The 12,412-nt window shown below is 75.7% G+C and carries 13 protein-coding genes; 3 read left to right on the plus strand and 10 right to left on the minus strand.

What is annotated here, in order from left to right; all coding sequences use genetic code 11:
* Positions 1-28: 28 nt before the first annotated feature.
* From ACWGKU_RS37865 to ACWGKU_RS37885, 5 genes are all read right to left on the minus strand, one after another.
* Positions 29-262, minus strand: coding sequence for a hypothetical protein (locus ACWGKU_RS37865; protein ID WP_452191754.1), 234 nt, complete (start codon positions 260-262; stop codon positions 29-31).
* Positions 229-636, minus strand: a complete 408-nt coding sequence (locus ACWGKU_RS37870; RefSeq protein ID WP_452177543.1) for a hypothetical protein — start codon at positions 634-636, stop codon at positions 229-231. Before ACWGKU_RS37870 ends, ACWGKU_RS37865 begins: the two co-directional genes overlap by 34 nt.
* A gap of 126 nt (positions 637-762) precedes the next feature.
* Positions 763-1,338 (minus strand): TetR/AcrR family transcriptional regulator, encoded by a 576-nt coding sequence (locus tag ACWGKU_RS37875; RefSeq protein WP_452177544.1) that lies wholly within the window; start codon positions 1,336-1,338, stop codon positions 763-765.
* 28 nt (positions 1,339-1,366) lie between these two features.
* Complete coding sequence (locus ACWGKU_RS37880; RefSeq protein WP_452177545.1) at positions 1,367-2,818, minus strand: amidase; 1,452 nt, start codon at positions 2,816-2,818, stop codon at positions 1,367-1,369.
* The gene (locus ACWGKU_RS37885; protein ID WP_401054976.1) at positions 2,805-3,032 is read right to left on the minus strand and encodes a hypothetical protein; all 228 of its coding nucleotides are present in this window, start codon (positions 3,030-3,032) and stop codon (positions 2,805-2,807) included. The genes ACWGKU_RS37880 and ACWGKU_RS37885 overlap by 14 nt, the downstream gene beginning before the upstream one ends.
* A 148-nt stretch (positions 3,033-3,180) precedes the next feature.
* Here ACWGKU_RS37885 and ACWGKU_RS37890 point away from each other — a divergent pair, with 148 nt between their 5' ends.
* Positions 3,181-4,071: an MBL fold metallo-hydrolase gene (locus ACWGKU_RS37890; protein ID WP_452177546.1), complete on the plus strand. Its 891-nt coding sequence runs from the start codon at positions 3,181-3,183 to the stop codon at positions 4,069-4,071.
* 338 nt (positions 4,072-4,409) lie between these two features.
* A complete protein-coding gene (locus ACWGKU_RS37895; protein WP_401056356.1) occupies positions 4,410-5,135 on the plus strand; it encodes an MgtC/SapB family protein in 726 nt (241 codons plus the stop codon).
* Here the strand turns inward: ACWGKU_RS37895 and ACWGKU_RS37900 are convergent.
* The gene (locus ACWGKU_RS37900) at positions 5,116-6,237 is read right to left on the minus strand and encodes a PP2C family protein-serine/threonine phosphatase (RefSeq protein WP_452177547.1); all 1,122 of its coding nucleotides are present in this window, start codon (positions 6,235-6,237) and stop codon (positions 5,116-5,118) included. The genes ACWGKU_RS37895 and ACWGKU_RS37900 overlap by 20 nt on opposite strands.
* A gap of 406 nt (positions 6,238-6,643) precedes the next feature.
* Between ACWGKU_RS37900 and ACWGKU_RS37905 the strand changes: the two genes are divergently transcribed.
* Positions 6,644-7,135: a signal peptide protein gene (locus ACWGKU_RS37905; protein ID WP_452177548.1), complete on the plus strand. Its 492-nt coding sequence runs from the start codon at positions 6,644-6,646 to the stop codon at positions 7,133-7,135.
* 84 nt (positions 7,136-7,219) lie between these two features.
* On the opposite strand, the gene ACWGKU_RS37910 is transcribed toward ACWGKU_RS37905, so the two are convergent.
* The 4 genes from ACWGKU_RS37910 to ACWGKU_RS37925 all read right to left on the minus strand — a co-directional run.
* A complete protein-coding gene (locus ACWGKU_RS37910) occupies positions 7,220-9,274 on the minus strand; it encodes a transglycosylase domain-containing protein (RefSeq protein WP_452177549.1) in 2,055 nt (684 codons plus the stop codon).
* A gap of 76 nt (positions 9,275-9,350) precedes the next feature.
* Complete coding sequence (locus ACWGKU_RS37915; RefSeq protein ID WP_452191756.1) at positions 9,351-10,583, minus strand: NADase-type glycan-binding domain-containing protein; 1,233 nt, start codon at positions 10,581-10,583, stop codon at positions 9,351-9,353.
* Positions 10,584-10,586: 3 nt separating this feature from the next.
* Positions 10,587-11,150 carry a phage tail protein gene (locus ACWGKU_RS37920; protein ID WP_387729091.1) on the minus strand — a complete coding sequence of 188 codons (564 nt, stop codon included), beginning with the start codon at positions 11,148-11,150 and terminating at the stop codon, positions 10,587-10,589.
* Between the two features lie 34 nt (positions 11,151-11,184).
* A partial coding sequence (locus tag ACWGKU_RS37925) for a putative baseplate assembly protein (RefSeq protein ID WP_452191757.1) occupies positions 11,185-12,412 on the minus strand: 1,228 nt, incomplete at its 5' end.

Below are 12,412 nucleotides of genomic sequence, written 5' to 3' on the forward strand. Positions count from 1 at the left end.
GGTCCCCGGTCGGCCGCCGGGCGGGGGGTCACAGCGGCAGGACCTGCCAGTCGCCGAAGGCGGTGGCCGTCGTGCCGGTGCGGAAACGGACGCGGCCGTCCGTACCGACGGCGAACACGTGGAGCACCCCGCCGCCGTCGACAATCGCGGTCGGGAAGTCGAGGACGGTGCCGCCGAGGTCCTGCCAGGTGTCGTAGCCGGAGTTCGGGGCGGTCTGCGCGGTGGTGCTCACCCCGCCGCCGCCGTTGCGCTCGAACAGCACGACCCGTCCGCCGAGGGTGGCCGCGGCCGGCTCGCCCACTCCCCCGTGTCCGCCGAGGGGGGCCGGTGTCCGGCTCCACGAACCGCCGCCGGGCCGGGTCTGGTGATGTTCCCCGCGGTGACGAACACCGTGACGGACGGCGTGCCGTTGGCGAGCGCGTTGGACAGGTCCGGGTTCATGAACAGGATGTCGTCGTCCTCGTGCGCGACGACCTGCAGGAACAGCGGCCCGTCGCCGCCGGCCACCGGCATGCCCGCGGCCGTGCCCGTGCCCTCGGCCGCGACCGCGCGGGTCGCGCTCCCCCTGGCCAGGACGGGTGCGGCGAGGGCGGTGAGCGCGACGGACGTGAGTAGTCGCCGTCGTCCGATTGCCATGCGATTCCCCCCACTTCGAGATCGGCATGTGATCACGCCACGAGGAGGCCAACCCATGATCGGACGGACGGTGCCATCAGCCGTATTCCGCGCATTCGCCCCAGAGGAAAGGTGATTGACGGACCGTCAGGCCGACTCGGGGGACGGGTCGCCGAGCAGGTCGGCGACCAGGCGGCGGGCGTAGTCGGGGCCGAGGCCGGCGGGGCGGAAGAGGATCCGGTACATCAGGGGGGCGACGAGGCGGTCCATGGCGGCCTCGACCCCGGGGGCCTCCTCGCCGCGCGCACGGGCGCGGGCGAGGACCAGGGCGAGCTGGTCGGCGGCGTAGGCCGAGCACTGGCCGGCGTTGCCGCCGTCCGGGTCACCGAGGAGGGCGTCGCGGACGTAGGCGCGGCCGGAGGCGGAGGCCATCTCGTCGAGGAACTGCTCGGCCCAGGCGGTGAGGTCGGCGCGCAGGCCGCCGCGGTCCGCCGGCTCGGTGTCGGGGCGCAGCCGCTCCACCGCGACGTCGGACAGCAGCTCGGCCAGGTCGCCCCAGCGGCGGTACACCGTGGACGGGGTGACACCGGCCCGCTGGGCGACCATCGGCACGGTGAGCGCCTCGCGGCCCACCTCCGCGAGCAGCTCGCGCACCGCGGTGTGCACCGCCCCCTGGACCCGGGCGCTGCGCCCGCCCGGGCGGACCATCTGCCGAGGACTCATACCGCCATCCTAAAGCGGCGCCTTTGCGTCACGGCGGGCCCGGGCGGGCCGGGACCCCGGGCGCGGGCCCGGCACGCCCGCGGCCGGCTCGGACCACCGGCGCCAGCGCCCGCGCGGGCTGCGTCCGCTCGAAGGCGTGGCCGACCCGCAGCAGCGTCCGTTCGCCGAGCGGCCGCCCGAGCAGTTGCAGGCCGATCGGCAGGCCCGCCGCGTCGTGGCCGGCCGGGACGGACAGCGCGGGCACGCCGGTGACGTTGGCCGGGGCGGAGAGCCGGACGTAGGCGTCCGAGACGCTCTCGGTGGTGCCGTCCGGCCAGCCGACCACCTCCTGGCCGACCCGCACCGCCGTGGTCGGCACGGTCGGGGCGGCGATCACGTCGACCTCCGCCAGGACCCGCGCCCACGCGTCCCGGATCAGCGTCCGGGCGCGCTGGGCGCGCAGGTAGTCGCCCGCGCCGATCAGTTCGCCGGCCTCCAGCAGGACCCGGACGTCGGCCTGGTACAGCTCGGGGACGGTGCGCAGCGTGCGCGCGTGGTAGGCGGCGGCCTCGGGCGCGGTCAGGCCCCACAGGGTGGGCACCAGGTAGCGGGCCATCGGGATCTCCACCTCGACGGGCCGGGCGCCGAGCGCCTCCAGCTGCTCGACGGCACGGTGGACGGCGGCGGCGACCTCCTCGTGGACGTGGTCGACGTAGTAGGCGTTCGGCACGCCGACCCGCACGCCGGTCAGGTCCGGCTCCCGCTCGGGCCGGTAGTCGACGGCGGGGACGGCCAGCGAGGCGGGGTCGCGCGGGTCGTGCCCGGCGAGGGCGGCCAGGACCAGGGCCGCGTCCTCGACGGTGCGGGTGATCGGGCCCACGTGGTCGAGCGACCAGGACAGCGAGGTGACGCCGTGACGGGGCACCAGTCCGTAGGTGGGCTTGAGGCCGACCACCCCGTTCAGCGCGGCGGGCACCCGGATCGAGCCGCCGGTGTCGGTGCCGAGGGCGAAGGTCGCCGCCCCGGCGGCCACCGCGGCGGCGGACCCGCCGCTGGATCCTCCGGCGACCCGGTCGCGGTCCCAGGCGTTGCATGTCTGCGGGGTGGTCAGGCCGTAGGCGAACTCGTGGGTGTGGGTCTTGCCGGCCAGGACCGCGCCGGCGGCCCGCAGCCGGGCGGCGACCGCGCTGTCGGCGGTCGCGCGGTGGCCGTCCCGGACCCGGGAGCCGGCACCGGTGGGCGTGCCGGCGACGTCGATCAGGTCCTTGAGTCCGACCGGGATGCCGTGCAGCGGCCCCCGGTACCGGCCCTGGGCGATCTCCTGCTCGGCCCGGCGCGCCGCGTCGCGGGCCTGTTCGGCGGCGACGGTGGCGTAGGCGCCGAGGTGCGGCTCCACCCCGTCGATGCGGCCGAGGACGGAGTCGACCAGTTCCACGGGGGACAGCCGCCGCTCCCGGATCCGTGTCGCGGCGGCGGCGAGGCTCAGTTCATACGGCTGCATCGGGCCGCTCCCCCGCGTCGAGGTGCTCCGCTTCCGCGCGGTAGGCGGCGCCGGGCGGGGTGTCCCCGAAGTCCAGTTCCCGCAGGACGGCGACGACGGACTGGATGTGTTGGGCGGTGGCCGCCACCGCGGCGTGGCGCTCGGGCGGCAGGTCGAGTCCGGCCCGGGCGGCCCGGTGGGCGGCCTCGGACGGGGCGAGTTCGGCGGAGGACATGGGCGCGCTCCTGATCGTGGGCGGCGGGGCGGGTTCGCGCAGGCGAGGCACCCCGCACCAAAAGCTAAGGGTTTGCGTTAACGCGACTGTAGGTTCTAGGGTCCCACTAACGCAAACGAATGGCTTTTACAGTGGAGGAGCCGGCCCCGTGCCCAGTACCCCTACCCCCTCCTGGACGGTCGGCGACGTCACCGTCCACCGCATCGACGAAATCCCGCTGCCGCCCGCGACCGGACGGTGGCTGCTGCCCGGCGCCACCCCCGGGACGGTGGCCGGCCAGGACTGGCTGCACCCCGACTTCGCCGACGCCGACGCCACGCTGCGCCTGGACAGCCACAGCTTCGCCTTCGACCTGGACGGGCTGCGGGTACTCGTCGACACCGGCATCGGCGACGGCAAGCAGCGCGCCAACCCGGCCTGGCACGACCTGCGCACCGACTACCCGCGGCGCCTCGCCGCCGCCGGATTCCCGCCGGACTCCGTCGACCTGGTGGTCCTCACCCACCTGCACGCCGACCACGTCGGCTGGAACACCCGGAAGGTGGACGGCGCCTGGGTGCCCACCTTCCCCCGCGCGCGCTACCTCACCACCCGCGCCGAACGGGAGTTCTGGGCCGGGTACGCCATGGACGAGGCGCGCGCCGTGATGTTCCACGACTCGGTGCTCCCGGTCGAGCGGGCCGGCCGGCTGGACCTCGTCGACGTCCCCGCCGGGGGCCTGGCGATCGCCCCGGGCCTGCGCCTGCTCCCCACCCCCGGCCACACCCCGGGGCACGTCGCCGTCGAACTGACCAGCCGGGGCCGCACGGCGGTGATCACCGGGGACTGCCTCCACCACCCGGTCCAGCTCGCCCACCCCGCCATCGGCGCCTGCGTCGACATCGACCCGCAGCGCTCCGAGGCCACCCGCCGTGCGCTGCTCGACTCCCTCGCCGGCACCGACACCCTGCTGCTCGGCACCCACTTCGCCCCGCCCACCGCCGGCCACGTCGTCGCCCACGGGGACGCCTACCGGCTGCGGCCCGTCCCCCCGGCCTGAGCCGACGGAGCGCGACGGCCGAGGTGCGGCCCGACGCCACCGGCGAGCGGCCCCGGGGGCCTGCGCCCGGTCCCGCCCGCAGCGGGTCGGGGCCGGCGCGGCCCCTCGGCGCCGACGGAGCGCGCCGGGTCCCCACCGGGCGGAACCGCCGGGCCGGCGCGCCGTCGGTTCGCTCCCGCTCCACCTCCCGCCCCTCAAGTCGGCCCGTGCGAGCGCCGGTCCGATCGTCTGATGAGCCGTACGCTCAAAGGCACCCGCTTCGCCGAACGGGGTCGGTGCCCGCCCTCCCGGATGCGGGCGGGACGATGCGACGGCAGGAGGAGTTGAGGACGCTGGAAATGGTCAACGATCCTTTCGGACAAGGGTGGTCGCACCTCGCCGACCTCGCCGTCGCCCTGATCCTGGCCAGCGCGATCGGCCTGGAACGGGAGATCAGACAGAAGGCCGCCGGACTGCGCACGTACACGGTCGTCGGCCTCGGAGCGGCACTCTTCACCCTGGTGAGCAAGTACGGCTTCAGCGACGTGGTCCAGGCCGGAGTGGTCTCACTGGACCCTTCCCGGATGGCCGCCCAGATCGTCTCCGGACTGGGCTTCATCGGCGCCGGCGTGATCTTCGTCCAGCGCGGCTCGATCCGGGGGCTGACCACGGCCGCCACCGTCTGGCTGACCGCCGCGATCGGCACGGCGGCCGCCGCCGGCCTGCCGCTGCTCGCCACCGCGGCCACCGCGGCCTACTTCTTCGTCGGCTACGTGCTGCGACCCCTCACCCACCGTCTGCCGCGGCTCGGCGCCCGCCCGGTGAGCTGCCACGTCACCTACACCCAGGGGCAGGGCCTGCTCCGCCTGCTGCTCGCCCGGATCACGGCCGAGGGGTACTCCGTCGCCGAGCTGGCGACCGTCGACCGGGCCGCGCCACCGGGCGAGGACGGCGGCGGTGGCGACGAGCGGGTCACGGAGGTGTCCATCAGTCTGCACGGCCGGGGGAACCCGTCCGTCCTCACCGCCGAACTGGCCCGGATCCCCGGCGTCCTGGCCTGCGCGATCAGCCACGCCGAGGACTGAGGCCGGCTCCGTCCGCCGGCTCCACCGGGGGCGTCCGGACGGCGAGCAGGGCGGTGTCGTCCGTCAGCCGGCCCCCGGTGTGCCGGACCACCGCGGCGGCCACCTCGTCGACCAGGCGCCCGGGGTCGACCACCCCCGGGGCGGCGGCCAGCCGGTCCAGGTGGGCGCGCAGCGAGAAGAAGGCGCCCGTACGGTCGCGGGCCTCGGTCACCCCGTCCGAGACGATCAGGACCGTCTCGCCCGGGCCCAGGCGCAGCCGCCGCACCCGCGGCAGCCCGCCGGCCAGCTGGGCCAGACCGATCGGGGCCCCGTCGCCCGGCGGCAGCTGCCGCACGCCCGCGGGGCCGAGGACGTGGGGGCTGTCGTGGCCGAAGTTCACCACCTCCACCTCCCCCGGCGAATCGGAGGGGAACCAGAGGACCACCGCCGTGGCGAACCGCTCCTCCCGCTCCCCCAGCCGCTCCGCCAGCGCGTTCTGCCGGTACAGCCGCTCCTCCATCCAGCCCGCCACGGTGGCCAGGTCGCGCTCGTGGAAGGCGGCCTCCCGGAAGCAGCCCACCAGGGCCGCCGCCGCGGAGACGGCCGGCAGGCCCTTGCCCTGGACGTCGCCGAGGATGACCCGCGCCCCGAACGGCGTGGCCAGCACGTCGTAGAAGTCGCCGCCCACCCGGGCCTCGACGTCCGCGGCCAGGTAGCGCGCCGCCGAGTCCACGCCGCCCCACCCCGGGGGCACCGGGCGCAGCACCACCTGCCGGGTGGTCTCGGCCGCGCCCTGCAGATGGCGGACGTAGGCGGCGGCCCGGGCGCGGAAGACGCTGATCGGCACCGAGAAGACGGCCCCCGCGATCACCAGCAGGAAGTCCTCGATCCCCTGGGACTTGCCCCAGATGCTGTCCAGGGCTGGGTAGGCGGCGATCGCGAGGAGGGCGAACAGCCCGGTGGCCGCCGGCCCGCAGAGCCCGGCCGCCACCACGGGGACCATCACCAGCCAGCTCACGGACGCGAACGTCGCGGGCGTGGCCGCGTCCACGCCCACCACGAACGCGAAGACCGCCAGGGGCACCAGCCAGGAGCGGTGGCCGTACCGGATCAGGAACGGCATCCGCTGCCCCGGCTCCTCCACCGAACGTGCCCGCAAGCCGCCCTCCCCTTCTCGGGACCTCCCCCGACCTTCGGGCACTCCGCCCGGCGCGCGGGCGCCGGGCGGGAGGTTGCGCCCAAGGTAAGGGGCCCCGTCCCGGCACGGGCGGTGCCCCGGCCCCGCGGCTGCGGCGGTCGCACGTTCGGCCCAGTCCCGGCACCGCTCCCGGCCGTCCGGTCGGGCCCGGCACCGGCTCACGGCGGGCGGGTCGCGGCGGGCGGGTCACCGGTCGCGGCTGCCGGGTGCGGCTTCGGCGTGCGGCTTCGGCGTGCGGCTTTCCGGGTGAAGGGGCAGGGTGGTGCCGTACGGACCTGCCCGGACCGGTCGGCGCACCCGCGTGCCCTGGCCACCGGCCGAAGGAGACGCCATGCGCACCCGGAAGATCCCCCGTCGGAGCCTGGCGCTGGCCGCGGCCCTCGCCGCCGTGCCGACCGCCCTGCTCACCGCCCCGTCCCAGGCGGCGACCGGCACCCCGACCGCGGCCGGCGCCCCGCCGACCGGCTTCGTCGAGCTGCCCACCTCCTCGCTGTCGCCCGACCACGCGCAGCGGGTGATCACCGTCTCCTACCGCAACGACTCCTCGGCCGACCGCACGGTGGCCCCGCAGGTCCTCATCGAGTCCCCCGCGAACGGGCCCTTCCTCGATCCGGCGAGCATCCGGCTCGAAGCGCTCTCCTCCGACGGCCACTGGCGCACCCTGCCGCTCGCCAGCCAGACCGGCACCCTGTACACCCGGCTCGCCTCGGCCAAGCTCGTCCTGCACAGCCACCACACCCTGACCGAGCGCTACCGGGTCACCGTCGTCGGGACGGCCCCGGCCCAGGGGACGGTCGAGCCCCGGGTGGCCCTCTACGGCTGACGCACGGGCAACGGGCCGCCGCGCACTGGGCACCGGCGGCCCGGGGCCACGGCCGCCGGGTCACCGGGCCGCCGGGCCGCCGGGTCAGGGCAGCTGCACCGGGGTGAAGGTTCCGGCCGGGGTGCCGGCCAGGGCGCCGTCCATGGCGTCGCGCCAGATCGGGCCGGCCAGGGTGTCGCCGAAGGCCTGGCCGACCACCGTGCCGCCGATCCGCTGACCGTCCAGCGGCTTGGGGTTGTCGGTGTCGCTGACCACCGTCGCGCCCGCCATCTCCGGGGTGTAGCCGACGAACCAGACCTGGCGGCTGTCGTTGGTGGTGCCGGTCTTGCCCGCGCTGTCCCGGCCGGTGAGGCCGGCCGTCCGGCCGGTGCCGTCCTCCACCACGCCCTTGAGCATCGCGCTGACCGTGTCCGCGGTGCCGGCCGACATCGCCGCCGAGCAGTTCGCCTGCGGCACCGCGAGCTGCTTGCCGTCGGGGCCGGTCACCGAGGTGATCGCGGTGGGCGCGCAGTACGTGCCGTGGGCGGCGAAGGCCGCGTAGACGGCCGCCATCCCCAGCGGCGTCAGGTCGTTGCTGCCGAGCGTCATCGACGGGACCACCTGGAGCTTCTCGCCGCCCGCCTGCTGGGTGATGCCCAGCCTGTCGGTCATCCGCGCGACCGAGCACAGGCCGGTGTCGGCCTCCAACTTCGCGAAGTAGGTGTTGACGGACTGTGCCATGGCCGACTTCATGTCGAACCGGCCGGTGAGGCTCTGGCTGTCGTTGTGCACCTGCCCGGCGGAGGGGAACCGGCCGCCCGAACAGTCCGTCATGGCCGGCCACGGCATGCTGTAGTCGGTGGTGTAGCTCTGGTCCGCCGGGATGCCGCCCTCCAGGGCCGCCGCCGCGACGATCGGCTTGAAGGTCGAACCGGTCGGGAATCCCAGCCCGCCGCCCATGGCCTTGGGGACGTTGTAGTTGATCTGGGTCCGGTGCTGCTTGTCGTCCACGCCGTACGGCCGGCTCTGGCCCATCGCCAGGATCTCCCCGGTGCCCGGCCGGACGATGCTCATCGCGGTCGCCGCCTGGTCGCCCGCGTCGACGTGGCCGGTGACCGAGGCCTGCAGCGCCGCCTGCGCCCCGGGGTCGAGCGTGGTGCGGATCTGCAGGCCGCCACGCTTCCACACCGCCTGCCGCTCGGCCGCCGACTTCCCGAAGACCGGGTCCGTGAGGACCACGTCGCGCACGTAGTCGCAGAAGAACCCCTCGCCCTGCTTGGCCAGGATGCACCCCTGCTGCGGCGCCTGGACGTTCAGCCCGAGCGGGGAGTCGATCGCCTGCCGGGCCTCCTCCTGGGTGATGTGCCCGTACGCGGCCATCTTGCGCAGCACGGTGTCCCGCCGCTCCTTCGCCGCCGTCGGGTTGACCACCGGGTCGTAGCCCGTCGGCGACTGCACCAGGCCGGCCAGCAGCGCGGCCTGCGGCAGGGTGAGGTCCGCGGCGTGCACGCCGAAGTAGCGCCGGGCGGCCGCCTCGACGCCGTACGCCTTCTCGCCGAAGAAGGTGATGTTCAGGTAGTTGGTGAGGATCTGGTCCTTGCTCAGGGTCTCCTCGACCTTGATCGCGTACTTCAGCTCCTGGATCTTGCGGCCCACGGTCTGCCGCTGCGCCTCGGCGACCTTCTGCGGGTCGTCGCCCGCCTCCTCCACGAAGACGTTCTTCACGTACTGCTGGGTCAGCGTGGACGCCCCCTGGGCGGTGGTGCCCGAGGAGGCGTTCTTGTCCAGGGCGCGCAGCACGCCCTTGAGGTCGATCGCGCCGTGCTCGTAGAAGCGGTTGTCCTCGATGTCCACCAGCGCGGTCTTCACCAGCGGGGAGATCCGCTCCGCCGGGACGACCGTGCGGTCCCGGTCGTACACGGTGGCGATGGTGCCGCCCCGGGCGTCGAGGACGGTCGAGGCCTGGGACAGCGGCGGGGTCCTGAAGTCGTCGGGCAGGCTCTCGAAGTCGTCCGCCGCCGACTGCGCGCCCAACCCGACCGCCGCCACCGCGGGGAGCACCGTCCCCGCCGCCACCACCCCGGCGATCACGCTCACCGCCACCAGCCGCGTCCCGTGCCCCAGCTTCCCCATGCCCGCCACCACCCGCCGTTGTGCCATGACGGGTGACCGTACGCGGCGCAGATGAGGAACTCCTTGGAACCGCGACGTCACAGCGGGCCGGGCGGACCGGGGCTCAGGTGCGTTTGAAGAACTCCACCTCCGAGAGTGCGATGGCGCGGCCCGGGCCGGTGCCGGCGGCCTCCCGGACGGTGAGCTTCACCTGGGTGACGTCGCTGATCCCGGTCTGCACCGTCTGCGGGCCGGGCTGGTCGTTGAGCGGAACCTGCTGGGTGTGCACCGTGCCGTCCTTCTCGGTGACCTCCAGGGCGAGGACGACGGGGCGCGCCTGCTGCTGGAAGTGCTGCGGGTCCACGGAATCCCCGGTGTGGATGATCAGGTCCACCAGCCGGAACGGGGTGCGGAAGGAGAAGGTGACGGAGTCCCCGATCGCGGGTGCGCCCCAGTAGGTGTTGCTCAGGCCGTCGTCGGCCAAGGTGGCCGGATGGCCCTCGACGGCGGCGCTCGCCGAGGTGGCGGCGGGAGTGATCGGCGCGGTCTTGCGGAGCTTGTCCAGCACATCCTGGAAGGCGACCTTGCCCGCCGGGTAGAGCAGGATCCCGGCGACCACCACGGCGATCAGCACGAGCAGCGCGATGGTGCGGCGCAGCGCGTTGCCCGAGCCTCCGATCCGGACCCGGCGCCGGAACGGCCAGCGGGTGCGCCACCAGGGCAGCTTCGGCGCGGCCTCGGTGGGCGTCAGCGGCGCGGCGCAGCGGCGGCAGAACTTCCGCTCGGGCAGGTTCGGCGTGCCGCACCGGGGGCACGGCGGGCCGTCCTGGGCCTCGGCGGTCTCGGTGGGCCGGCTGACGGGGCGCGGTGCGACGGGCTTGGCCGGCTGGACGGCCACCGGGTCGGCCGGCGCCGTCGGGACGGGCGCGGGGGCGGGGGTCTGCGCGGGAGCCGGCCGTACGGGGGCGGTGCTCGGGCGCGGGGGTTCGGTCGCCGGGGGCTCGGTCACGGGGGGTTCGGCGGGCCGGGCGGGTGGCTGCTCCGCCCTGGGCTCCTCCTCGGCCTCTGCTTCGGGTTCCGGCTTGGGCTCCCGCGTGGGCTCCGCCCCGGTGCGCGCGGTCCGGCGCGAGGCGCTCCGGCGGGTGAATTCGACGGGCGCGGGCGCGGGCTCCGGGACGGGTACCGGCGCGGGCTCGGGCTCGGCCCGCGCCGGGGCGGGCACCGCGACGGGCGCGGCCGTCGGCGCCGCCGTCGCCGGGGCGGCGGCGCCGCGCGACCAGCCGAGGTAGGCGCCGCAGTTGCCGCAGAAGTCGTCCCCCTCCCCGTTGGCCGTTCCGCATTCGGGGCACACCGGCATCCGTCAGCCCTCCGTTCGCCCGGGTGGGCCGGGCAGGATCTCCACCCGGCAGGTCAGATGGACCGGACAGCCCGCCCTCACGACGGACCGCACCTGGTCCTCGTCCGGCGCCGGTCCGCGCAGCGGCCAGACCCGGACCAGTACGTCGCCGCCCGGCGCGGGCGGCAACGGAGCGTCCGGGTCGGTGGACCAGGAGGCGCCGCCGCCGTCGACGATCTCGGCTCCGGCGCCGAGCACCAGCCGCAGCCGTTCGGTGAGGCCGCGGCGGGTGCCGCGCCAGCGGTGCAGCTCCACGGCGCGCTCGACCACCGCGCGGCGCACCTCCACCGGCCAGGCCGGGTCCACCTCCACCGCGACCCAGGAGGCCAGCCAGTCGAGGAAGTCGGCCGGCGCGAGGCCGGGTCGGAAGTAGGCGGGCAGGTTGTCCAGGGTCGCGAAGACCGGGGCGAGGACGGTGTCCAGGCCGGCCGTGAACCGCTGGGCGAAGTCGTCGTCGGCGAACAGCGCGGGCAGCAGTTCGCCGATCGGATGCGGGCTGGGCAGTCCCGGGACCGCCGCGCGGCTCATCCGCGCCTCCCGACTCTCGGCGCGCGGCACTCGCTCATGACGTCCCGTCCTCGGCGGCCGGGGTGACCACGACCTGGTGCTGGTGGGAGAAGACCAGGGCGTCCGCCGGGACCTCGACCCGCTCGGCGGGCGCGCCGCGGCGTCCGGTGATCGGGTCGGCCGGGAACAGCCGCACCTCCTCGACGCCCGAGACCGCGGCGACCCGCTGGAGCACCGCGAACACCTCCCCGTACTGCACGGCCCGGCCGAACGGCCAGCCCTCGCCGTCGGCGCCGCCGCGCAGCGGGTTGAGGTACCGGTACAGCGCGGCGAGCACCTCCTCGCGGACCCGGTCGGGGTCGGCGGAGCGGGTGGTGAGCCGGGCGACGACCGTCACGCCCTGGTAGGCGGGGGGCTGGACGACCAGCCGGGTGCCGATCAGCCGGCGCTCGTCGAGGGCGGTCGCGACGGCGGCCAGCACCTGCTCGTCGGGGATCAGCTGCTCGAAGCGCAGCCGGTCGCCCTCGTCCGCGACCGCGTCGGGGACCACCAGCACCCGCACCGCTCCCGCTTCCCCGCCGCCGGCGGGCACGCAGCTGATCCGGGCGGCGGACGGCGCGGCCTGCCGGGCGATCAGCTCGAAGTCCCCGGCGGTGACGGCACGTTCCTGCAGGCGCAGCTGGTGCGGGGCGCGGGCCTTGGCGTTCTCCACGGTCTCGCCGTCGACCCCGCCGCGCGCCGCCTCCCGGTTGTCGACCCGGGCGATGTACGGGACGGAGCTGCGCAGTACGGTGACGGTGCCGCGGGCGACGTTGCCCGCGATCCCGCCGCCGGTGCGGTAGCGCGGGACGCGCAGCCGGGCGCCCTTGGGCGGCACGGCGCCGAAGGCCCGCAGGCCGCCGTCCGGTTCCCGGACCGCGGGCGGGAAGAGGAACTCGCCGGTGGTCGCGTCCAGCACCACGTGCCGGTCGGCGGGCGAGGACTCGCCGAAGTGCTCGACGAGCGTCCAGCGTTCCCAGCCCTCGCCGGCCGCGACCTCGACCACCGGGGGCTCCCCGTCGAGCAGCACCGGCGGCCGGGCCAGCCGGAAGCGCTGGCCCGCGACGCCCTCCGAGGTGCCGAGCTGCGCGTCGGTGACGGTCTGCGCGTGGACGGCGGTGGCGGTGCCGCCGACCGTGAACACCTCGGCCCGCCGGACGGTGGGGGACTCGGAGTAGAACGGCTGGCCCGGCTGCGGCTCGGTGACCCGGCAGCGCAGCCAGCCGGCCCGGCGACCGGCGACC

The sequence above is a fragment of the Kitasatospora sp. NPDC054768 genome, from assembly GCF_053612025.1.